This is a genomic window from Janthinobacterium sp. TND4EL3 (assembly GCF_900156175.1).
In the GTDB taxonomy this organism is placed as follows: Bacteria; Pseudomonadota; Gammaproteobacteria; order Burkholderiales; family Burkholderiaceae_D; genus Janthinobacterium.
On the sequence record NZ_FTMV01000027.1, the window covers coordinates 19,261 to 41,679 of the forward strand.

Genomic DNA, 22,419 nt, shown 5'->3' on the forward strand with positions numbered 1-22,419 from the left:
TTTCAGGATTAATTTGGCATTAATAATCTATTTTACAGTGCTCTCGTACTCGGCCATCATTCTTCGATGCAATTTGAAGAGGTTAAAAGATGGATCTTTCCCAAGCAATGTATCTTAGCTGCGCCTTGGCAGCGGCGGTGATGATGGCCGCGCTTTCTGGACTGGCCCGAACAGGCTGGCTCCACACTACCCGGCTGTGGCATTTAGTTCAGGTCATCTCGCCCGCTGCGTTGGGAGTGAGTGCGGTTGCACTCGCAACCGTACCAAATGGCGTTTATGGGGCGGGCGTGGTCAATATAACGACATTCAGTCTTGTGCTGGCAATCCTGGTGCAACTACTCGGCACCGTTATCGCAGCGTTTTCTGCCCGCTATCTGGCGGGCGAAGCCCATCAACGCCGCTACATTGGGGGCCTGACTGCGGTGTTGGCCAGCGTCCATCTGCTTTTGCTGGCCGATCACTGGCTCGTTCTCATCGGTGCCTGGGCGGCCGTCGGATTGGCCCTGGAGTCGCTTTTGTGTTTTTATTCCGATCGCCCGTTCGCCTTGCTGGCGGCGCACAAGAAACGGATCGCCGATCGCTTTGCCGATCTGACCTTAGTCGGTGCCGCGGCGCTGGCGTGGTGGACTGTTGGAAGCGGGTCCCTCTCGTCACTCTTGGCCCACATCGGCCAGCATGGCATGTCATTTCCCCTGCAGGCCAGCGCTGTACTTCTGGTGCTTGCCGTCGCAATACGCACAGCGCTGCTGCCGGTTCATGGTTGGTTAATCCAAGTCATGGAAGCGCCTACCCCCGTGTCAGCCCTGCTGCACGCTGGCGTCATTAATCTTGGTGGCTTTGTGCTGATCCGCTTCGCGCCGCTGCTGGAACAAGCCATGGCCGCGCGTGTTCTGTTACTGGTGCTCGGCCTGGCGAGCGCAGTGTTGGCCGGTATGGTAATGCTCACACGCATCAGCATCAAGGTGAAGCTTGCGTGGTCCACGGTAGCCCAGATGGGCTTTATGCTGCTTGAATGCGCCCTTGGGCTCTACACTCTGGCAGCGCTGCATCTGATCGGCCACTCGCTGTACAAGGCCCATGCCTTTCTGTCCGCCTCTGGAGCGGTGCGCGAGACGCGCCTGCAGGCGCTGCGCGAAGCCACTAGACCGACCGGCTTCAGCCTCGTTGCCGCACCGGCGCTTTCGATGTCGGCGGTATTGCTAACAACGACACTCACTGATGCTACTGCCTGGCCCTTGTGGTGGAGCCTATTGCTGGGAGTAGCATGGGCGCCGCTGCTATGGCTGCCTGCCTCCCTGCCCGCTATCGGGCACTGGCTGTGTGGGGTCGCTATCGTCGTCGGGTTGACTATCGCTGCGCTAGCTGCGCACGCCTTGCCGTTCACATTGCAGGATGCCCCGGATAACCGTCTCGGCATGGTGGCACTGCTCGGCATGGTGGCCTTGTATGTCTTCCAGGCGCTGCTCCAGCGCCACGCGCAGCGTCTGTCCGGGTGGCGTCGATGGAGCTACGCAGGTTTCTATCTGGACGAAGCCTACACCCGGCTAACCCTGCTCCTCTGGCCACACCAGTGGACCACCAAGACGCCCACCGGCCCGAATTGCGTGCCTGGCGCAACCCACCTTGCCCGCGCACCCTGAACTGAAACCATGGAGAACCTTGTGACCGAAACTTTCGCGACCCGACACCTTGCCGCCGCCGAGCGTACAGATGAGTCCAGCGCCGATTCGGCGTTCCTGAGCGCCGCGATCGAGAACGCGTGCGTGCAGGCCTGCGCGGCGATTGCTCCCGCGTGGCCGCTTGACCGGGCCATTGCGGTCAATCCGCACTGGTCGCATATCGGCTTGCCGGTACGGCAGGTGGCCGCGCGGATGGCCGTGCTCGGGGGCATCCGGGTCTTTCCATCGCGCAACGATCAACTTCGCGCATGGCGCAGCGGCCGCATCGGCACCCCTGACCTAAACCAGGCTCTGCAACAACTCCCTGCGGCGCAGACGACAGGTTTGTCGCCGACGCAATGCGTGGAGGCCCTGGAGCAATCGGAGGAGCAAGCGCAGCTACCGCTTCTGATCGATGTCCTTGACGACGCTGCCGACCGCCATTCCAGACTGTCCTGGCGGCAGGCAATCACGCATCAGGTCAGCCAGACCTGCGCAGCCTATTTCGACAGGCACCAGGCCAGCTGGCAACCGGAACGCGGCCAGGGCCTATACGCATTTTGGCGCGAGACATTGCAGCATGACCACGGCATTGGCATGCTCATGGGCTTGCCACATATCGGTCGTGTCCTAGATGCCCTGCCAGCAACGGCAGCGCAAGCCGAGCGCTGGGTCTTGCGCCAGTTGGGGCTGCCGCAAGCAGTATGGGCGGACTACCTCGAGGCCGTACTGCTGACCGTAAATGGCTGGGCTTCCTGGTGCGCTTATCTGGGGTGGGAAGCCAGGCTTTCCGGTCAGCAGGACACCCACTTGCGCGAATTATTGGCCATTCGTCTGGCGTGGGGTGTCATCCTGCTGGAGTCAAAACAGGCGGCGCAGGCTAGGCTCGCGCAAGAGGCGCTGCAGGCAGCCTGGAGCCGGTCCACCGCTGTCTTGCAGCGCGCGGAAGAAAGCAGTCTCATCGACGAGGTGTGGCAACTGGCACTGGAGATCGGGTACCAGCGTGAACTGGCTCAGCGGCTATCTCCGCGCAGCCGCGATCGGATCGCGCGGTCGGACGTCGCAGTCCAGGCCGCCTTTTGCATCGATGTTCGCAGCGAACGGCTGAGGCGCGCCCTGGAGGCCGAGTGGCCTTCCATCGAGACCATTGGATTTGCCGGTTTCTTCGGACTGCCGATCGCGTACACGCCTGTGGCAACGCCGGCACGCCGACCCCAGCTACCGGGTTTGCTCGCGCCCACCCTGGAGGTGGGCGACTGCATCACCAGCGCTGACCCGGCAGAGCGCGAGACCGATGTGGCCTTATTACGCGCTGCCAGCCACGCGCGTCGCGCGCGGTTTGCGCTTACGAATCAGTGGAATTCGGCGAACCTGTGGCCGGGCTCAGCCTTTTCATTCGTGGAAGCGGCCGGTCTAGGCTACCTGGGGAAACTCGGTAAGTGGATGCGACCGAGCAAACGAGCGCGCGTCAACGACGACCTGGATGGCTTGCCCGCCCGGTATCGGGCGCTGTGCCGACTGCAGCTTCTCGGACTGAATCTGGATGGCAAAGTCGCGCTGGCGCAGCGGGTTCTGCACGCGATGGGGCTTGACCGGGAACTGGCGCCACTCGTGCTCCTGATCGGTCATGGCAGCCAGTCGGAAAACAACGCGCACGCATCCGCGTTGGAATGCGGTGCATGCTGCGGTCAGAGCGGGGAAGTGAACGCACGGGTGCTAGCAGGGCTGCTCAACGACGCAGCGGTCCGGGACGCTTTGCAGGCTCAAGGGTTGACGATCCTGCCGACCACGGTCTTCGCGGCAGCGTTGCACAATACCACCACCGATGAAGTTTACTGGTTCGATCTCGATTTACCGCCAAACCTGGCGACCCGGCGCTGGGAGCGCGTGCAGGCGGCGTTTACACACGCCTGCGACCGGGTACGCAGGGAACGCGCCCCAGCGCTGGGGATTGACCCGCGCGCATCGCACGATGCGCTGTTGGGCCAGCTGCGCGCGCGCGCCAATGACGGGGCCCAAACCCGCCCTGAATGGGGTCTGGCGGGCAACGCAGCTTTCTTGATCGCGCCGCGCGCAAGAAGCCGCGCAAGCGTATTGAATGGCCGCACTTTCCTGCATGACTACGACGCCGACAAGGACACCGACGGCAGCGTCTTGGAGCTGCTGATGACTGCGCCTATGCTGGTCACGCACTGGATTAACTGGCAGTACCACGCATCCACCGTTGAATCGCAACGGCTGGGTAGCGGAAACAAACTCTTGCACAACGTGGTGGGTGGCAACATTGGCGTGTTCGAAGGAAATGGAGGAGATCTACGTATTGGCTTGTCTCGGCAGTCGCTGCACGACGGAGAGCAGTGGGTGCACGAGCCTTTGCGGTTGACCGTGGCCATCGATGCACCTCGAGCTGCCATCGAGGCGGTTATGGCTAAGCATGCCGTGGTTGCGCAACTGGTCGATAACGGCTGGGTGCACCTCTGGCGCTTCAGCGCGACAGGGTTCGACCGCTACCACGATGGCTCGTGGTCGCCGCTGTGCACGGAGTTGGCGTGACGGTACCATCCTGTTACGCTGGGCGCAACGTGGCATTGCTGACCCAGCATGGCAAAGGACAGATCATCGCCCCTTTACTCGAGTCCACGCTGGGCTGCTCCATCGAGCTCGTTTCCGGCTTCGACACCGATCGGCTAGGAACATTTACGCGCGAGATCGCACGGCCAGGCAGTCACCTGGACGCGGCACGGCGCAAGGCAAGAATTGGGATCGAGCTTGCGGAAACGATCGGCGGTATTGCCAGTGAAGGCAGGTTCGGGATTGATCCTCATGCCGCCTGTTTTCGTGGAATACAGAGCTGGTGTTGTGGATAGATGATGAAGCGGGCGTGGAAGTGGCGGGGATCGCCAAGGCAACATGATCTAATAAGATCAATCGCTTGCCCTGGCCGCGCACGCGAGAACAGTCACGGTCAACGGCAAATTTCGGCAGTGACCATGGCAGCAAGTTCCACCAGACCACGTAACTGGTCTGGGCTAAGCTGGCGCGGCTCGGAATCGAGCACACACAGCGTACCCAACCTGTGCGATAGGCGGTCGGTAACGGGAACGCCAGCATAAAATCGTATGAACGGCGCACCGACCACCAGCGGATTTTGCGAGAAACGTGCGTCCGTTCTCGCATCTTCAACCACCATCCCTCGGGGTTCCATGATGGCGTGGCTACAGAATGCAGATTCGCGCGGTGTCTGCAGGGCATCTAGCCCGATGCGCGATTTGAACCATTGACGCTCAGAGGTGAGCAAGGATACGAGTGCGGTCGGACATCCAGTAATACGTGATGCCAGCCATGTAATGCGATCCAACACGGCATCGGGCGGGCTGTCGATGAGTGCGCTGTCCGCCAGCGCGACGAGACGTTGCTGTTCGCTGTCGAGCATCGGAAAGCTTGCCTGAGCGGGCCGCATGAATTCCTCCGGCAGGACCTGCGACGGTTGTTTGCTGGACCGGGCGGGTCCGCTCTGCAGCAACCGTTTCACATCGCTCAGACGGCAACGCCGGTGGCCGCCCGGGGTCTTCCAGGAAGGCAGCGCTCCGCTTTCCATCCATAGCTGCGCCGTGCTCACACTAACACCGAGGTATTGAGAGGCTTCACGCGTGGTAACGATTGCGTTGTCGGGAGCGGATTGCTCCTTGGAAATAGATTTTGTCATAGTCCAATCTTAACGCAAAATTTATTGAATGGGTGCAACACTCGTAAATTCGATATTTGTGACGAAAATGATGAATTCGGTGAAATCGCTTGACTTGTTCATTTCATTAACGCAACATGAATTGTCTTCAAGAAAGGTTTGCAATGAAAATTTTCAGCCTTACGATCACCAAAATCGGTACCAAAGTGGCATTCGCGATGCTGCTGGCTGTTGGCGGCCTGTTCTCCATCTTTATCAGCATCACTACCGTAACTAATCAGCGTCAAGCCGAGGAAGAAGCGGTGCTGCAGGTAACTGAAAAAAGCCGACTGCTCGGAACAACGGTGGAGGTACTCGACCGCAGCCTGCGTTCGCAGGTGGCGACATACGCAAAAGTGTTTAGCGACAGCCTGACGGGGCAATTTTCCGTAAACCGTGAGGCGCCGGTTAATGTAGCAGGAAAGCCAGTTGCCGCACTGCAGCTGGACGGAAAAGCGCTCAACCTGAACTTCGATATTCCGGATGGTTTTACTGCTCGCACGGGCGCCTACGCCACCGTTTTTGTCAGAGAAGGCGACGATTTCGTAAGAGTAACCACGTCCCATAAAAAAGAGGACGGTCAACGCGCGATTGGTACCCTTCTTGACCGCGCCCACCCTGCATACGCCCGGCTGCTGAGCGGAGCCAGTTACGCCGGTTCGGCCAGTCTGTTCGGCGGGCAGTATATGACCCATTACGCGCCCGTTCTCGATACGGCCGGCCAAGTGATCGGGGTGCTTTACGTGGGTATCAATTTTACCGATTCGGTGCGCTTACTGGGAGAAGGCATTAAATCGCTGAAACTGGGGCAAGACGGCGGCTTCTATGTTCTCAGTGCGCGCCCGGGGAAGGATCTGGGCAAGGCGCTGGTGCATCGCGAGCGCGAAGGACAAAATTTGCTGGACATCAAGGATAGCGGCGGCCAGCTCGTCGTTAGCAGCATGCTGAGCCAGGCTAACGGCCTGCTGCGCTATACCGAGCCCGGAAAAAACGGTGCCGGCGCACGCGAGCGGGTCGCCGCATTTAGCACCATCAAGGACTGGCAGATGCTGGTGGTGGGTGATGCTTACCTTGACGAGGTGACAGCAGGCGCCACTCGCCAGCGCAACCAGGCCATTGGAATGGGTTTGCTCATGGTGCTGATCCTGACGGCGCTATTGGCAATTATCATTCGCAAGCTTGTTGCACATCCGTTCGGAAACGCGCTGCGCGCAGTGGAAAAGATAGGCGGAGGCGATCTCACCGGCAAAGTGATTGCCGCGTCAGCCGATGAAAGCGGTCGGCTGCTCGCGTCCGTGCAGACGATGACCGATCGCTTGTCGACGGTGGTGAGCCAGGTACGCTCGAGCACCGATGCAATTAGCGCCATCTCGAGCGAGGTCGCGGCCGGCAATATGGAACTGTCTGCGCGCACCGAACAGCAGGCCGCGGCGCTGGAACAGACTGCTTCATCAATGGAGCAGATGAACGCGAGCGTACGCAATAACGCCGATAACGCGCTCGCTGCCCAGGCTTTATCACGGGAGGCGGCCACTACTGCGCGACTAGGCGGTGATGCAGTTGAACAGCTTGTGGCCAAAATGGATGCAATTAAGGCTTCGGCCACGCGGATCGCCGATATCACCAGCGTGGTGGATGGGATTGCCTTTCAGACCAATATACTCGCTCTCAACGCCGCTGTAGAGGCAGCGCGAGCTGGTGAGCACGGGCGCGGCTTTGCCGTCGTTGCTACCGAGGTCCGCACGCTGGCGCACCGCTCCAGTACTGCAGCCAAGGAGATCAAGCTGTTAATCGGAGAATCCCTCGACCAAGTAGCGTCTGGTGTCGTTTTGGCGCAAGGCGCCGGTGGCACGATGCAGGACGTGGTCGCGGCGATCATTAAGGCGAACCGGACGATTGACGAAATCTCCAGCGCAACCCAGGAACAGGCCGGTGGTATCGATCAGATCAACCGCGCAGTCGCGCAGCTCGATCAAGTCACTCAGCAAAATGCGAGTTTGGTTGAAGAGGCTGCTGCTGCCGCCCAGACTATGAACGTTCAGGCGCAGCATCTGGCCGAAGTGGTTGAGTTTTTTATCGTCCCTCCGGTCTCGATCACGGTCGCACCGCCGGCGACGCGTAGCGCCCCGCGTTTGCTCCACGCCAGCGTTAAAGCGCCAATACCGCCGAGCGCCGCTAGGCTAAGGGCATAAGTGCAACTGATCCGGCCCGCGCTTGGGTACTATGCCCTCCAGAATTGGCTGGAAAAATATCCAGACCTGGTGCAAACCAATTTTTTTGCCGATAGGCTCAGTTCCTCCTTCAACTCGAAGAGATCATGTTAAATTTTTCGTGTACCCAGCATGAGTCGTATCGCCTCGATGCGCTTCGCAAACTAGGCATGCTCGACACGGCCCCCAGCGACGCCTTTGACCGCATCACGCGCATGGCGGCGCAGCTGTTCAATCTGCCGATTGCGGCCGTGTCGCTCACAGACGTAGATCGCCAATGGTTTAAGTCTAAAGTGGGCATTTCACACAGCGCCATTCCGCGCCACCAAGCGCCCTGTGCCCAAGTGGCCCGCAGCGAGTCGATGCTGGTCGTGCCAGACTTGCTCACCGATCCGGAATTCCGGCACAGTGTCCTTGCCCAGTCCGGGATACGCTTTTACGCCGGCGCACCGTTGACCACTTCTGACGGTTACTGCCTAGGAGCGATGTGCGTGTTAGGCGTAGAGCCGCGCGAGGTCACCGAGCAGGAGATGCAAACCCTACGTGACATGGCCACCATGGTCATGGCGCAAATCGAATTGAACTACGTTATCGGGCGCAGGGACTCGATCAGCGGCATGCCGAATCGCACACAGTTCAAGGAGGACGTAGAGGCTCTCAGTAGGACCTCCCTTCCTGGGTCCGCGCAACTGGCAGTTCTGGTCAATCTCGCCTCCCCAGGACAAATTGACGCGGCGGTACGGGTGATGGGATCGTCCTATCTCGACGTCCTGCTGAGCGAGGCTGCGACCTGGCTTAAGGAATGCGTGGGGCCGGATGTCCGGCTATATCACGTCGGAAGTGCTCAGTTCGCCTTTCTGGCTAGTAGAGAGGTCAGCGTAAAACATTTTACGGATAGCGCCAGGGGCTGGTTGACGCGGCGTGGGGTCGCCCAGGCAACGGTGTACCTGACCACGGTTACGTTCGGGCTGAGCGACTTTGCTGTCGGCGCAGCTGATGGGCTTGATCTTCTACGGCGCTGTCACAACGCGGCCCAGGATGCCGAGGCGACCGAACGAAGCGTGGGGCTGTATTCTGCCGAGCAGGATGCAACCTACCAGCGCCGCTTCACGCTGCTAAACGCGTTTGGCACAGCGCTAAGTACAGTGGGCCAGTTGTCGCTCGTCTACCAGCCCCGTGTGGACGTAAGAACAGGTCGCTGGCTGGGGGCCGAAGCGCTACTGCGCTGGAATCACCCTACGCTGGGCTTCGTCGCTCCGGGAGAATTCATCCCTATCGTCGAAAAGACTTCCACGGCTCGGGCCACTACCGAATGGGTCATGGAGACTGCATTGTCGCAACTTGCGATCTGGCGCGCCGCAGGCATCGAGACGCAGATATCTGTGAACGTCTCGACGACGAACCTGCTCGAAGATGACTTCATCGGCCGCATATTAGCGCGTCTAAAAAAACATGGTTTGCCGCCGTCTATGCTCGAGGTCGAACTGACGGAAAGCGCCGTGATGACCAACCCAGTGTTAGCTGAACAGACCCTGATTGCACTGAAAAAAAACGGGGTAGGCTTGGCCATAGACGATTTTGGCACAGGGTACAGCAGTCTGGGCTATTTGCAAAAGCTGCCCGCCCAAGTGGTCAAAATTGACCGTTCATTCATCGGGGAACTTGACACCCTCCGCGGAAAGGCCTTGGTCCGTGCGATGATCGACTTATTGCACGGCATGGGTTATCGCGTTGTCGCCGAGGGCATCGAAAACGAGGCGATGGCGACGATGTTACACGAGCTCGGCTGCGATGAGGCACAGGGATATTGGTACGCCAAGCCATTGACACCAGACGCCTTTTACGTTGGGTGGATGAAAAACAGGAATGAATGCCCAATATTCGATTTAAAGCATAAACCCGACTGCCATTGAAAGGCTTACGGTGGCAAAGACGCAGGTCGCATTACTTTGCAAACGTGACGTCCGCACCATTCCCTTACCCGCCCGTGTGGCAGGGAAGGAGTTTCGCGTGCATTTGAGTCGAGAACGCTTCGCCCTATTTCAATGGGAAGAAGACGAGTAGGCCGCTCGGCGAAAACAGGCGCGAGCCTTTTTCTTTATGCAAATTGACAGTAATTGGCGGTTTGGAGAGCCATAACTGTGCCGGCTGTGTTCGCATACGTCTTGCACCAGCGGTCAGCTGACTTTGATCCGGGTGCGAAGCAAGCTCCCTGCCGCATTCGCGGTAAAACGGTTCGCTTCTTCGATATAACCTTGCACCGTGCCATCGTGGCGCCAGCCGCCTTGCTTCTTGATGTCGCGGAAGTCCGCGCCGGCGCGGTACGCACTGGTGGCCATTCCGCGCCGAAGGCTGTGGCTTGAGAGGTCCGGCACATAGTCGAGGCCCGCCAGCACCGCGCACGCCGCCAGGATATCATTGACCGAACCCTCGCCCAGCGCGGCCCCGGCCACCACGCCCCACTTGCTGATCGGCCGAAACACCGGCCCGGCCTCAATGTCGCCGGCGTTAAGCCATGCACGTAGCGCCGTGGCCGGGCAACACGGTCCATCGCTAAAGGGAATTGCTCTGATGATCCCTTCGCCCACCTGATCGGTTTTTGAGCGGGGCAGCATGATCTCGATGCCCTCCGGCACCCAGCCGACGTGCTCAACCTTGATCGCCACCAGCTCGCTCCTGCGCATCCCCCCGAAAAAGCCGATTTGCAACAGCGCGTTGTCGCGCGCGGACTTGAGCGTGCAGGCGCTGGCCAGCCGCGTCACGATGCGCTCCAGGTCCTCGATCGGCAGCGCCTTGGCCTTCTTCTTCGGGCGGCCGTGCGTACGCGCGATCCCCGTCAAGGTCTTGCGCACGGTGAGCGTCGACGCTGGATCGTTGAATCCCTGGTGCACATGCCACTGCGACAACGCCGTGAGGCGCAGGGCTAGAGTGCGCGGGTTGAGGACAGTCGCGTAGGCGAGCAGGTAGCGGATCATCGCGCCTTCGTCCGCCGGCAGCACGCCTCCCCAGGTCAGAAAGTGATTGACGGCAGACCTGTACGCGCGCCGCGTGTTGTCGGCTGTGGCGGCGGCCAGCACGGCACGGTGCTGGGTCGCCAGTGCTGGCGTAACCCCGATATGGAGGCCTGGCGCCCGGCGCGAATCCGTATCGTTGTCGGGTGCGGGGATAGACATGGCGGCGTTTCTCAATGTGGGTTAGTAATGGGGATTACGGCACGATAACATGCCGAAGCTCGGCATTGGTATCGATAAGATGAATTATCAAGACCTTTAAATACGTTTGAACAAAGAAACTCGATTCGTAATTTGGCGTAATATTACATATTACACACTACGGAACGTTATTTGGGGAACGATCATGGCACGAGCAGGTATTCTTTACTCCCACGTCGCCAGGGCCGCCACCCAACTGGCCACTGCGGGCAAGAACCCAACTGTCGACTCGGTGCGAGAGGCCATGGGCGGCACGGGCAGCAAGAGCACGATCGCGCCCATGCTCAAGCAGTGGAAGGCCGAGCACGTGGGGGTGATGGCGGCCACCGGCGTCGGCCTTCCGGCTGATCTGCTGGAGGCGGTAAAGAGCGTGTATCAGCGCCTTCAGGAGGCCGCGCGCGCCCAGGTCGACCAGCTGCATGCCGAACATCAGGCCGCGGAACAGGGCGCCAAACGCGCGCAGGATGCATTGCGTGGCGAATTACAGCACTTGGCCATTGAGCGCGATGCGCTTGAAAGGGAGCTGGCCGGTGTCAAGGCCTCGCTCGTCCGCGATCAGGCTGCAAGGCAAAAGGACGCGGTAGTTATCGCGGCCCTGGAGGCGGAGCGGGACGGTCAGGCCCAGCGTCTGGCTGACCGTGCGGCCGAGGTCAGGGAGCTGGCCGAGCAGCTGGCCCAGGCGAGGCGCCAGTTCGAGCACTTTCAAGAAATGACCGCCGAACAGCGGCAAACTGATCGGCAGGATTGGGAGGCGCGTACCGGCGCGGTGGAGCGCGATCTGGGCGCGGCCAGGGGAATTTTGCAAGAAAGCCGGGAAGCGCTTGCTGTCGTGCGCGCCGAGAAAGAAAGTCTGAAGGAGCGCCTGGACAGCGCGACCGCCGCCCGCGACGAGTCTATAGCCATGAACTCGGTGCTTGTCGAGCAGTTGACGGTCTCGCGCGAGGATGCCAGTGCCCAGCAAATGCAATCAGAACTGACCGCTGCACGGCTTCGCGAAGCGTGGGAAGAAACGGCGCAGGTCCGTGCCAGCGCAAGCGCGCTTGAGGTGGAAATCGGTAGGCTGCGTGAGCGACTGGAAGCCAGGCTTACGGCAGCGGGGAAGAAGAAGTAACCATCCCGCCCGTGCCGGCAAATTGGAGGTCAGCGGTGACTCGCCTTGGGCGAGTAGTATGTACTACTGACCCTGAGTAGTATATATCACTCACCCGTAGTGCCGGAATGGCCACGCACAAAAGCCTCTGCGTGGCCCTGGTCGGCGAACTCGGCGGCATCGTTGGGGTAGTTCTTGCCGTACCGCCGGCCTGTCCAGGTCGTGCCCTTATTCCCGCTGATCAGTTCGCCTATGTGCTCCCCAGTTGCGTCAGTGACAACAAACATGGGGTTGTCGTGTATCTGTTTCACGTGGACCACCCATTTGACGATATTGCGCGCTTGAATAGGGGTGATGGCTCCCCGATCGAGCGCGGCTTGGGTGGCGTCGATGTCGAGCGCGCAGCGCAGCTGCTCCACAAGCTTGCGGTTCCTGCGGGCCAAGGTCATGCCAAATATTCCTGCTCGGTGCGATGCTCGGCCGAGATCCGGCTGGCCAGCTCGCGTGCAGCCAGCCAGTGCTTCACGTCGAGCCCATCAGGGGCGACAACGGCCTGAAAAGGTCCATGCGCCCCTTCGCGACTGTACTGAACCTGAACGGCGGCCCACTCCACCGGCGTCAGGAGTCGATAGAGCGCCTGGATGAACTCGCACCACTTCAGCCAATAAGGCGTGGGGGCCAATTTGTCCATCGGGAAGCTCTCTGCCGGGAAATGGCGTGTCGATTTATCCGGAAAGAGAAGGTAAAGCCCGTCACCATCTCCATGACAAGTTGCTCGCCCGGAGGCGTGGTGCTGCGCCACGGCATCTGCGACAGCCCGGCCGGCAAGCATATCGAACTCCGCGCTGACCGCAAATTTCAATTCTGATGCATCAGACACAATCTGTCCTCTTGAAGATATCCGTTCTGTATTTTAGCTCTACAGGGCCAATCCTGCGAGTCGATCAGCCGGAATCCGACGCTCCTCTATTTGGTGCCGATGCCGGGGATCGCGAAGTTGCGCTTTTGCTGGCAGCTAAAGCAAACCCATCGCGTCGTTTTGTTGCGCAGGACATAGCTCCCAGCGTCGCACGGCACCTGGCTTCCATGCGTGCTGCAATAGCGCCGCCCGGTAGTCTTCGCCGCAGCTTCGGTCAATCTCGTCAAACTACTCGCCATACATTCATCCCGGTAAAAGCATGATCGCTGTTGGACCTAACGTTCTTCCCTCGTGTGCCAAAGCCGCAAGACGAAGATTGTAGATTGTACGATTTCGTAGCGTAGCTCGTATCTGCCCACCAGAATGCGGCGAACTTCGCGCGGTTCAAACTCTTCGAGCCGTTCTCCAATGCGCGGGTTTGATACCAGGGTTAGCGCCGCAGCTGTCAACGCCTGAACCGCGCGCCCGGCCGCCGATTTATTCGCCGTCGCCAGGAATTCGTGCAGTCGCGTCAAATCGGACAAAGCCTTACCGGTCCACAGCAACTCCATCAAGCCACCACCGGCGCCGGCAGCGGATTGGCGGTGCCGAGACTGTCGACCCATGCCTGCACGGTCTGGTGGTCGATTACTTGGCCAGCATCGACGTCGGCCATCGCCTCGCGCGTGAGCCTGCTGCGTTCCTCTTCCTGGTCGATCCAAGCGCTGAGGGCCTGTTTGACAATCCAGCCACGCGATCGTTCAAGCCGGCTGGCCAGCTGGTCTACCTTTTCGGCCAGCGGCAGCGGAATGTGCGCCGTCAGCACTTTGGTGTCTGCGTTTGCCATTATTCCTCCGATTTCGCAGGTTGATAAGCTTGTGATCCCAGAATGCCTTCCCGGCCCATGGTTGCCTCCATCGCCACGGCCAACTCGGCCACCGCGTCCGGATCGCCGAGCATCGCGTGCGTGGTGCAGCCACAGCCGCAAATACCGGCGAACACTGCGCGGATGCCGGCCATTCCCCGCGTGTCCATCTTGTGAATGTCCGTGATCTCGTTCTCGCAACTATTGCAGACGATCATCGATGGCTTTAACGCCTCAATCTTCTCTCGAGCTTGCTTGGCCCGATCTTCTTGAGTACCACGTTGTTTAGCTTGTCCCATTCAGGTTCCTAAGTGAGTTCAGTTTTCCGGTGCACAGAACTGTGTTGGCCATCATGGCATAGCGAAAAATCCGTGTCAATCGTTCTTAATCAAATTTAATCATACTGATTTTGCCGTCGAAAAGTTGCAAGAATGTATCATAATTATCTACCGAATCTGACAAACCTCCACTGAAGGACGGACCAATGCCACGTCGCTCACTGCTTTCCGATACCGAACGCGACAGCCTATTGGTTTTGCCGCAGAGTCAGGATGATCTGATTCAGCAATACAGCTTCACGGATGCCGACCAGGCCCTGATCCGGCAGCGGCGCGGGGCCGCCAATCGTCTCGGTTTCGCCGTGCAACTGTGCCTGTTGCGCTACCCCGGCTACGCGCTGGCTAGTGACACCGTTCTCCCGGAGGAGGTGATCACCTGGATCGCCAAGCAGGTACGCAGCGACGCCGGCGCATGGCCGGAATACGGCGAGCGCGAAAAGACCCGAAACGAGCACCTGCACGAACTGCGCGCCTACTTAGGGTTGTCGGTGTTCGGGCTTCCCGATTTCCGCAAATTGGTGCACAGCTTGGCCGACTTGGCCATGCAGACAGACAAAGCGATGGTCCTGGCAGCGCATTCCTTGGGAACGCTGCGCCACAAGCGCATCATCCTGCCGGCGTTAAGCGTCATCGAGCGGGCCTGCTCCGAGGCCGTCACAAGGGCGAACCGACGGATCTACCGGGCATTGATCGACCCGCTGGAGCGCCAGCACAAGCGATCCTTGGACAACCTGCTCAATGTCGCGCCCGACATGAGCATCACCTGGCTGGTTTGGTTGCGCCAATCGCCGCTCAAGCCAAATTCCCGCTACATGCGCGAACACATCGAACGGCTGAAGGTGTTTCAGTCGCTGGCCCTGCCGGACGGGCTTGGCCGGCAGATCCACCAGAACCGGCTACTGAAGATGGCGCGTGAGGGCGCGCAGATGACGCCACGCGACCTGGCCAAGTTCGAGGACGAGCGGCGCTACGCCACGCTCGCCGCGCTGGCCATCGAGGGAATGGCCACCGTGACGGACGAGCTGGTCGACCTGCACGACCGGATCATGATAAAGCTCTTCAGCGCTGCCAAGAACAAGCATCAGCAAGACTTCCAGAAACAGGGCAAGGCGATCAACGACAAGGTGCGCCTGTACTCGAAAATCGGCCGTGCCCTGGTCGAAGCCAAGGAATCCGGGCTGGACCCGTACGCCGCGATCGAGGCGGTATTGCCGTGGACCGACTTCACGCAAAGCGTAGCCGAGGCCGGCCAGTTGGCGCAGCCCGAATCCTTTGATTACCTCTCCCTGGTCGGCGAGCAGTACAGCACATTGCGGCGCTACACGCCCGAATTCCTGGATGTGCTCAAGCTGAAGGCGGCGCCGGCCGCGCAAGCGGTCCTGGATGCGATCGACGTGCTGCGCGAGATGAACATGACGGGGGCTCGCAAGGTGCCCGACGATGCGCCTGTCTCGTTCGTGAAGGCGCGCTGGAAGGCGCTTGTCATTACCGACGACGGGTTGGATCGTCGCTTCTACGAGATCTGCGTGCTGTCGGAGCTGAAGAATTCGCTGCGATCCGGCGACATCTGGGTGCAGGGATCGCGCCAGTTCCGCGACTTCGAGGAATACCTGCTGCCGGCGGCGAAATTCGGAGCTATGAAGACGGCGCGGGAGCTGCCGATCGGGGTCAGCCCCGACTGCGACCAGTACCTGCATGACCGCCTGCTGCTGCTCGAAGAGCAGCTGGCCAAGGTCAACCGCTTGGCACTGACCAATGAGCTCCCCGATGCCATCATCACGGAGACAGGGCTGCGTATCAGCCCTCAGGATGCCGTGGTGCCGGACGAGGCACAGGTGCTGATCGATCTCACCGGGGGTCTGCTGCCTCGTATCAAGATCACCGAATTGCTGATGGACGTGGACGACTGGACCGGGTTCACGCGCCATTTCGTCCATCTCAAGAGCGGTGAGCAGGCCAAGGACCGCACGCTGCTGCTGTCCGCTATCCTGGCCGACGCGATCAACCTCGGGCTCACCAAGATGGCGGAATCGAGCCCTGGCGCCACCTACGCCAAGCTGTCCTGGCTACAGGCGTGGCACATACGCGATGAGACCTATTCGGCCGGCCTGGCCGATCTCGTGAACGCGCAGTTCAAGCACGCGTTCGCCGAGAACTGGGGCGACGGCACAACGTCGTCGTCGGACGGCCAGCGCTTCCGCGCCGGTGGCCGGGCGGAGAGCACCGGCCACATCAACCCGAAATACGGCGCCGAGCCGGGCAAGCTGTTTTACACCCATATCTCCGACCAGTACGCCCCGTTCAGCACCAGGGTGGTCAACGTCGGCGTGCGCGACTCGACCTATGTGCTGGACGGCCTGCTGTACCATGAATCGGACCTGCGCATCGAGGAGCATTACACCGACACCGCCGGCTTCACTGACCACGTGTTCGCGCTAATGCACCTGCTCGGATTCCGCTTCGCACCGCGCATCCGCGACCTGGGCGACACCAAATTGTACGTGCCGGGCAAGGTGACGGATCATCCGGCGCTGCGGTCGATGATCGGCGGCAGCTTGAACATCAAGCACCTGCGCGCGCACTGGGACGACGTGCTTCGCCTGGCCACCTCAATCAAGCATGGCACCGTCACGGCCTCCCTCATGCTGCGCAAACTTGGCAGCTACCCCCGTCAGAACGGCCTGGCGATCGCGCTGCGCGAACTGGGCCGCATCGAGCGGACGCTGTTCATCCTAGACTGGCTCCAGAATGTCGAACTGCGCCGGCGCGTGCATGCTGGTCTGAACAAGGGAGAGGCGCGAAATGCGCTGGCCAGGGCTGTCTTCATCCACAGGCTCGGTGAGATCCGAGACCGGACGTTCGAGCAGCAGCGGTACCGCGCCAGTGGGCTGAACCTGGTGACGGCTGCCATTGTGCTGTGGAATACGGTCTATCTGGAGCGGGCGACGCAGGCGTTGCACGAAAAAGGCAAGCTGTCCAACGCCGACATGTTGCAATTCTTGTCGCCGTTGGGTTGGGAACACATCAATCTGACCGGGGATTATGTCTGGAGGCAGAGCAAGCAGGTCGATCAGGGAAATTATCGGCCACTGCGGAACTTCAAAGATTGATAAAAGGGCTTAGCGCCCGATTTTTTCCGTTTTCCCTATTTGCCCCATCTTGAACGGCCGGCCGCCTTTCCGCCCGCGCGCGCGGGCCGAGGCTTGGCCGGCAATCGTGCGCTCCGCGATCAACTCGCGCTCGAACTCGGCCAGGGCGGCGAAGATGCCAAAGACCAGCTTGCCGGCGGCGGTCGTGGTGTCGATGGCCGCGCCGTGCCCGGTTAATACCTTCAAGCCGATGCCGCGCCCAGTCAGGTCGTGCACGGTGTTGATGAGATGTCGCAGGTCGCGTCCGAGCCGATCCAGTTTCCACACGACCAGTGTGTCGCCAGTTCGCAACGCCTTCAGGCAGCTCGTCAAGCCGGGCCGATCCTCGCGCATGCCGGATGCCTGGTCCTCGTAAAGATGTACTGGATCGACCCCGGCGGCAATCAGCGCGTCGCGCTGCAAATCGGTAGCCTGGGAGCCGTCCGCCTTCGATACCCGCATGTAGCCTATCAGCATGTCGTACCTGTCACATATACGTTCGATTATGTGACAGTGTGAGCCAGAAAGTTCTCGCCGTCAAAAACTGTCACTTAACCCGTCATTTAGTCTAAGACCTGCAAACGGCCATTCAGGCTCGTAATGTGACAAAAACTCCGGCGGGATGCCCTCCTTGGTGAACGTGGCGCGCAAACGTTCCAGGGATTCGGGGTCGCGTCGCCCGTAGGACGCCAGTGTGAACAGCAAGCGGGCCGTCTCCGGGTTGTGTCGCGCTTCAATGATGGCCTCATCGATGGCCTGGGCTGCTCGTTGCCAGTGGTTGATGGGTTCCGGCTTCGGCACCTTCGCCGGCAGGCCGTTGGTGAAACCAGTGTGCGGCTCCGTCTGAAACAGCGCGGCCTGTTCCCCGCGCGGGATCAGCGCCTTTGACTCGATCAGCGTGATGGCGGTGGCCGCCGCCTCCAGCATCTGCCACTGCACCGCCGGGGCCAGAATCTCGTAGGGACGCCACAGACTCTGCCCGGCGCGCAGCGGATGGCCGCAGCGCTCCCAGACATGGCGGATGCTCGCCGAGCAACTGCCGCAGTGCGAGAGCGGCGTGTTCAGCTCATCAAGCAGGGTGCGCAGCAGCCGGAACCACAAGCCGGCGTGGACACGCCGACGCGGCAGCTCCACAAAACCCGTCGTCAGCGCCTGCCAGGTGCGCCGGTCCATGCAGGCGATTGCGTCATCGGCAGGGCGCGGCGCAGCATCGGCGATTTCCCACTGAAGATACCGGCCGGGCATGCCCCAGTAGGACTCCAGCCAGCAGCCATGCTGCGGGCAGCTCAGCATCAAGGGGAGCTGCCAGACGAGTAGCACAGCTTGATTCGTTGGATCGTTCAGACACTGCGGACACGCCCGGCGAATCGTCTGGCTCGGTAGCCAGGCACGCCAGCGAGTGATGGACCGCACCTTGCGGGTGCGCTTGGGCAGGAGCACCGCGCATTGGAATGTATAGGTTTCCAAGGCTGCTGGTACCGAATCGTCGAGACTGTCGAGCAGCCACGGCACCCAGCCTGCAAGACTCATGCTGCGCAACCGCTCCAGCTCGACGCCACTGCGCTGGCAGAGCGCCGTCAGCAACGACAAGGATGGTGCGGTATCCAGGTCATCAAGTTGGCTGTGACCAAGATCGTGGGCCAGCAGCTCGTGCACGTCCATCTGGTAGCAGGCGGCGACCCGGTTGAGCCATGAGGACAGGGCTTCGCCTTCCTTGGGTGCCGGATGCAGCGGCCAGCGCGGCGCGGACTTCACATCAGTTCCCGCTCGAACTGTCGCCGCCGCTCACTGGGGCCGATGTAGTCGGCCATGCTGAGCGTGCGGTGGTTGATCGCTTCCTCGCCACTCTCCACGGCGGCGACGGCCGCCGCCACCAGCAGATGTGCAAGCTCGCCGATGGTGCCTTCGCTCCGGGTGAGCAGGTAGCGGGCCATGTCCAGCGTGGCAATCGGGGATGGCCGCCGTAGCGGGAGTGACGCCGCGAAGCTGGCCAGCAGCGAGCAGCAGTCCTCATTGGCCTCCCACGGCGGCAGCAGCATCGGCTCGAAGCGGTTTTCCAACTGATCGTCCGAACGGATGGCCAGGTACGCCTCGCGCGTGCCGACCCCGACCAGGGGGATACGCAGCTCGTTGCCGAGGAAGCGCAGCAGGTTGAGGAACTCGCGCCGGTTAACGCTGTTGCCAGCCAGTACATTGTGCAGTTCGTCGATCACCAGCATGCGCACGCCGACCTTGCGCAGCAGGGCCAGCGCCAGTTGCTCCATTTCCGGCAGCCGTGGGCGCGGGCGCAGCGGCGCGCCCATCGCAGCCAGCAGCGCGACATAGAAGCGGATCACCGATGGCTCTGACGGCATCTGCACGACCAGCACCGGGATATGTTCTTGGTCAGCGTCGGTGCCGACCGGGTGCGCCCGCCGGAATTTCTCGACGATCATCGACTTGCCGTTGTTGGTGGGGCCGACCAGCAGCAGGTTTGGCATGCGTTGCTTGTTCGGCCACGCATACAGAGTTTCCAGCCGGTTCAGCGCCTCGACCGCGCGCGGGTAGCCGATCCAGCGGTCGGCGCGAATGCGCTGGATGCGCTCGTCTGCCGGCAGCCTGGCCAAACCCTGTGCCGCTGGCAGCAGGTGGGACAGGTCAATGACGGGATATTCGTCCACGGCTACCACTCCTCGATCTGATCGAACGGTTTGGCCGGCGGCAGGTTGTCTGCCTGCGGGTCAGCCATGTCCACATCCGGCGGTATGGGCTTGGCCGGTGGCTCCGACGTCTTGAGGTGCTGGCGGCGATCAGCGTCGCGCCGCGCCTTGCGCGTGGCCTTCTGGGCGGTGGTCACGATCTCGCGCATCTGCCCGATCATGCGGAACAGCGCCGACTCGTCCACCTGCTCGCGCCCGAGCTGACGCAATTTGGCCAGCGCCTGGCGTTGTTCCCAGAGGGTGACGGCCGGATGGGACAAGGTGCGGTAGTGGATCTCCAGATAGTGCTGACCTTCCGGTTCCAGTACCCAGATGCGGCTGATGTCGCGCGGATCGCGCCGGATCAGGAAGGCGGGCAAGCGCTCGCGCCGGGCAATCCACGGCTTGAGGGCGTCGGCGTAGTAGTGGATGTGGTCGATGACAAAGCCGGTGCGGGTCAGGGTGCGGCGGATCACCGGCAGGAAATCGACCAAAAACGCGGTGGGGCGGGTAACGACGGCCGGGACGCCAACGCGCTCCACGGCCTCGGCCCAGCGCGCGGCCGGCGGCTGGAGCAGGCCGTTGTGCACGGAGCCGTGATAGGTGCCTACCGCCAACGCGAGCCAGCGCTCCAGCTCGCGCAGCGTCAGGGTGGCCATCTTCTCGGAATCGTACTCGCCGCGCTGGCCGGGATTGGAGAAGGTCGTCCCCGGTAATTCGTCGTGGATCATCTGCATCGCCGTGCCGATGATCCGTTCCACGATGCCGCCGTAGTGCGGCTGGCCTGGTGGGCGATAGTCCAGCCGGATGCCATGCTGTTCGCAGCCACGGCGCAGCGCTTCGCTTTTGAACTCGGCCGCGTTGTCCAGATAGAGCAGCCTGGGCTTGCCGCTCATCGGCCAGTCCATTTCCACATTCAGCCCTTCCAGCCAGGGCCGCTTGTCGCAGGCGGCATGCGCGAGGCATAGGCCGACCGAGACGGCGGACGGCGCTTCCAGCGTGACCACCATGCCGAGTACGCAGCGCGTGAACACGTCGATGGCGAGGGTCAAATATGGGCGGCCAATCGGTTGCCGGTCGCGCTCGTCGACCACGATCAGGTCGATGACGGTGTGGTCGATCTGCACCTGTTCCAGCGGCATGGTGACTTCTGGCGGAATGCCACCCGCGCCTTGCAAGGGACGGGCAGCGTCCTGCCCGCCCCGGCTGCGGGCTATTTTCGCCGGGTGTAGTCCGGCAATCCGCTGGGCCACGGTGTTGCGCGCCGGCACCGGCAGCTTCTGGGTTTTGCACGCCTGCGCGACTTCGCGGTGGAACGCCGCCAGGCTGCGTTTCTGCTTGGTCAGGAAGCGCTTTTGCAGCAGCTCGCGGATGATGCGCTCGACCGGTTCCGGCAAGCGCCCCTTGCCTTTGCCGCCGCCGGATCGGCCGGGCGTCAGGTCTGTTACCAGGCCAGTACCCTGCCGGGCGCGACGGATCAGGACATATACCTGTCGCCGGGACAGGCCCAGCGCTTGGGCTGCCTCATCGGCGGCTTCATGCCCGACCACCTCAAGCGCTGCCAGTGGCCCGATGATTTCCGTCCGGTGCCGGGCTTGCGCCCATGCCTCGTCGGGCAGGGTGGCCACGCCTTGCGCGGCAATCGGTGGAGTGTCTGATGTCATGCCCAAACCTCGCTTTGGTGCACACGAGTATTGAGCATAGTCGAGATTGGTGCAGACGACTCCTGATATTGGGCTGTCAGGAGCCGTATGCACACCAGGCGTTACATCCAGTCAGATGGTGCGGTCGTCTTCTGAAAACGACACACATGCCGGCCGCGCGCGGGAGTCCAATAAACCCTCGTTTGTTGGAAGTCTTCGCGCGGGGGAGACCTGATACGTTTAGTTGCATTGCTTACCGAACTGCTTCACCTCGTAGGCCAAACTTGCGATGTAATGGCTTTGTCGCTGCAGCCCCGCAGTTTCGCCAGAGGAGAATTACAATGAAAACTACTTTGATTGCATCAGCTTTTTTTGTATTGAGCATTGCCACCACCGGCAGCGCATTTGCCCAACATGGCTACCAGGGAGACCGGGATATGTCTGAGCGCTACCAGCAAAACAGTGACCGGAATGTGCAGGAGCGCTATCAACAAAACAATGGCCGCTATGGCAACGTTCAAATTATGGGGCTGCGCGACAATAGCTACGGCTATCGCAATGACTATGATCAGCAGCATCGTCGCGACAACGCTCGTGCCGCAAACCGCTACCAAGACTTGCACCGGGGCCAACGTCGCGGCCATGAATTCAGCGACAACCGTTACGCTTACGACGAAGGGCGCCACCGCCGAGTGAGTATGTCGCCACGGGGCCATCACTGACCCGATCAGGAATTCTTTCAATCCGGCCGTAATCCGATGACGTCCATACTCAGGGCTGACGCAGCAGTAGTTAGACTAAAATCTAAAATCGCGCCTTGACAGCGCGATTTTTTTTGAAATATGGTGGGCGGTTTTCTCTCATGGCACAGCCAAGAATGACGTAAGCGTAAATCCAGCACCGTCTTGAGCCCGGCAATGAATTAGAAGATGATGGCATCACACCGCTGGGAAGCGGCGTGTTTTTAAGCCGAAG

General features: G+C 60.9%; 18 protein-coding genes and 1 pseudogene. 8 read left to right on the top strand and 11 right to left on the bottom strand.

What is annotated here, in order from left to right; genetic code table 11:
* Positions 1-89: 89 nt before the first annotated feature.
* From BXA07_RS27060 to BXA07_RS30510, 3 genes are all read left to right on the top strand, one after another.
* Positions 90-1,640, top strand: coding sequence for an NADH-quinone oxidoreductase subunit L (locus BXA07_RS27060; protein ID WP_076572686.1), 1,551 nt, complete (start codon positions 90-92; stop codon positions 1,638-1,640).
* A 96-nt stretch (positions 1,641-1,736) separates the two neighbouring features.
* The gene (locus tag BXA07_RS27065; RefSeq protein ID WP_244556418.1) at positions 1,737-4,211 is read left to right on the top strand and encodes a YbcC family protein; all 2,475 of its coding nucleotides are present in this window, start codon (positions 1,737-1,739) and stop codon (positions 4,209-4,211) included.
* A gap of 29 nt (positions 4,212-4,240) precedes the next feature.
* On the top strand, positions 4,241-4,525 hold the full coding sequence (locus BXA07_RS30510; RefSeq protein ID WP_139335795.1) for a hypothetical protein: 285 nt from the start codon (positions 4,241-4,243) through the stop codon (positions 4,523-4,525).
* A gap of 98 nt (positions 4,526-4,623) precedes the next feature.
* Here BXA07_RS30510 and BXA07_RS27070 read toward each other — a convergent pair whose 3' ends face one another.
* Positions 4,624-5,364 (bottom strand): GAF domain-containing protein, encoded by a 741-nt coding sequence (locus BXA07_RS27070; RefSeq protein ID WP_076572688.1) that lies wholly within the window; start codon positions 5,362-5,364, stop codon positions 4,624-4,626.
* A gap of 143 nt (positions 5,365-5,507) precedes the next feature.
* Between BXA07_RS27070 and BXA07_RS27075 the strand changes: the two genes are divergently transcribed.
* Together BXA07_RS27075 and BXA07_RS27080 are read left to right on the top strand one after the other, a co-directional pair.
* A complete protein-coding gene (locus tag BXA07_RS27075) occupies positions 5,508-7,574 on the top strand; it encodes a methyl-accepting chemotaxis protein (protein WP_076572690.1) in 2,067 nt (688 codons plus the stop codon).
* 125 nt (positions 7,575-7,699) lie between these two features.
* Complete coding sequence (locus BXA07_RS27080) at positions 7,700-9,505, top strand: sensor domain-containing phosphodiesterase (RefSeq protein ID WP_076572692.1); 1,806 nt, start codon at positions 7,700-7,702, stop codon at positions 9,503-9,505.
* A 264-nt stretch (positions 9,506-9,769) separates the two neighbouring features.
* Here the strand turns inward: BXA07_RS27080 and BXA07_RS27085 are convergent, their stop codons facing one another.
* Positions 9,770-10,765, bottom strand: coding sequence for a site-specific integrase (locus tag BXA07_RS27085; protein ID WP_083708575.1), 996 nt, complete (start codon positions 10,763-10,765; stop codon positions 9,770-9,772).
* A gap of 184 nt (positions 10,766-10,949) precedes the next feature.
* Here BXA07_RS27085 and BXA07_RS27090 point away from each other — a divergent pair, with 184 nt between their 5' ends.
* A complete protein-coding gene (locus BXA07_RS27090) occupies positions 10,950-11,915 on the top strand; it encodes a DNA-binding protein (protein WP_076572694.1) in 966 nt (321 codons plus the stop codon).
* An 86-nt stretch (positions 11,916-12,001) separates the two neighbouring features.
* On the opposite strand, the gene BXA07_RS27095 is transcribed toward BXA07_RS27090, so the two are convergent.
* From BXA07_RS27095 to BXA07_RS27115, 5 genes are all read right to left on the bottom strand, one after another.
* Complete coding sequence (locus tag BXA07_RS27095; RefSeq protein ID WP_076572696.1) at positions 12,002-12,343, bottom strand: hypothetical protein; 342 nt, start codon at positions 12,341-12,343, stop codon at positions 12,002-12,004.
* The gene (locus BXA07_RS27100) at positions 12,340-12,774 is read right to left on the bottom strand and encodes a hypothetical protein (RefSeq protein WP_139335796.1); all 435 of its coding nucleotides are present in this window, start codon (positions 12,772-12,774) and stop codon (positions 12,340-12,342) included. Before BXA07_RS27100 ends, BXA07_RS27095 begins: the two co-directional genes overlap by 4 nt.
* Positions 12,775-13,088: 314 nt before the next feature.
* Positions 13,089-13,364 (bottom strand): type II toxin-antitoxin system RelE/ParE family toxin, encoded by a 276-nt coding sequence (locus BXA07_RS27105; RefSeq protein ID WP_076572700.1) that lies wholly within the window; start codon positions 13,362-13,364, stop codon positions 13,089-13,091.
* Entirely contained in the window at positions 13,364-13,639 is a 276-nt protein-coding gene (locus BXA07_RS27110; RefSeq protein ID WP_076572702.1) for a CopG family ribbon-helix-helix protein, read from the bottom strand. Before BXA07_RS27110 ends, BXA07_RS27105 begins: the two co-directional genes overlap by 1 nt.
* Entirely contained in the window at positions 13,639-13,956 is a 318-nt protein-coding gene (locus BXA07_RS27115) for a hypothetical protein (RefSeq protein ID WP_076572703.1), read from the bottom strand. Before BXA07_RS27115 ends, BXA07_RS27110 begins: the two co-directional genes overlap by 1 nt.
* Positions 13,957-14,141: 185 nt before the next feature.
* Here BXA07_RS27115 and BXA07_RS27120 point away from each other — a divergent pair, with 185 nt between their 5' ends.
* A complete protein-coding gene (locus BXA07_RS27120; RefSeq protein WP_076572705.1) occupies positions 14,142-17,105 on the top strand; it encodes a Tn3 family transposase in 2,964 nt (987 codons plus the stop codon).
* 45 nt (positions 17,106-17,150) lie between these two features.
* Here the strand turns inward: BXA07_RS27120 and BXA07_RS27125 are convergent.
* The 4 genes and pseudogenes from BXA07_RS27125 to BXA07_RS27140 all read right to left on the bottom strand — a co-directional run.
* A pseudogene (locus BXA07_RS27125) lies at positions 17,151-17,600 on the bottom strand (recombinase family protein); the annotation flags it as partial.
* Between the two features lie 60 nt (positions 17,601-17,660).
* Positions 17,661-18,878: a TniQ family protein gene (locus tag BXA07_RS27130; RefSeq protein ID WP_003465063.1), complete on the bottom strand. Its 1,218-nt coding sequence runs from the start codon at positions 18,876-18,878 to the stop codon at positions 17,661-17,663.
* On the bottom strand, positions 18,875-19,783 hold the full coding sequence (locus BXA07_RS27135; RefSeq protein WP_003465065.1) for a TniB family NTP-binding protein: 909 nt from the start codon (positions 19,781-19,783) through the stop codon (positions 18,875-18,877). Before BXA07_RS27135 ends, BXA07_RS27130 begins: the two co-directional genes overlap by 4 nt.
* 2 nt (positions 19,784-19,785) lie before the next feature.
* On the bottom strand, positions 19,786-21,465 hold the full coding sequence (locus BXA07_RS27140; protein ID WP_003465068.1) for a Mu transposase C-terminal domain-containing protein: 1,680 nt from the start codon (positions 21,463-21,465) through the stop codon (positions 19,786-19,788).
* Between the two features lie 320 nt (positions 21,466-21,785).
* On the opposite strand from BXA07_RS27140, the gene BXA07_RS30970 reads away from it, so the two are divergent.
* Positions 21,786-22,166, top strand: a complete 381-nt coding sequence (locus tag BXA07_RS30970; RefSeq protein WP_157808928.1) for a hypothetical protein — start codon at positions 21,786-21,788, stop codon at positions 22,164-22,166.
* Positions 22,167-22,419: the final 253 nt, after the last annotated feature.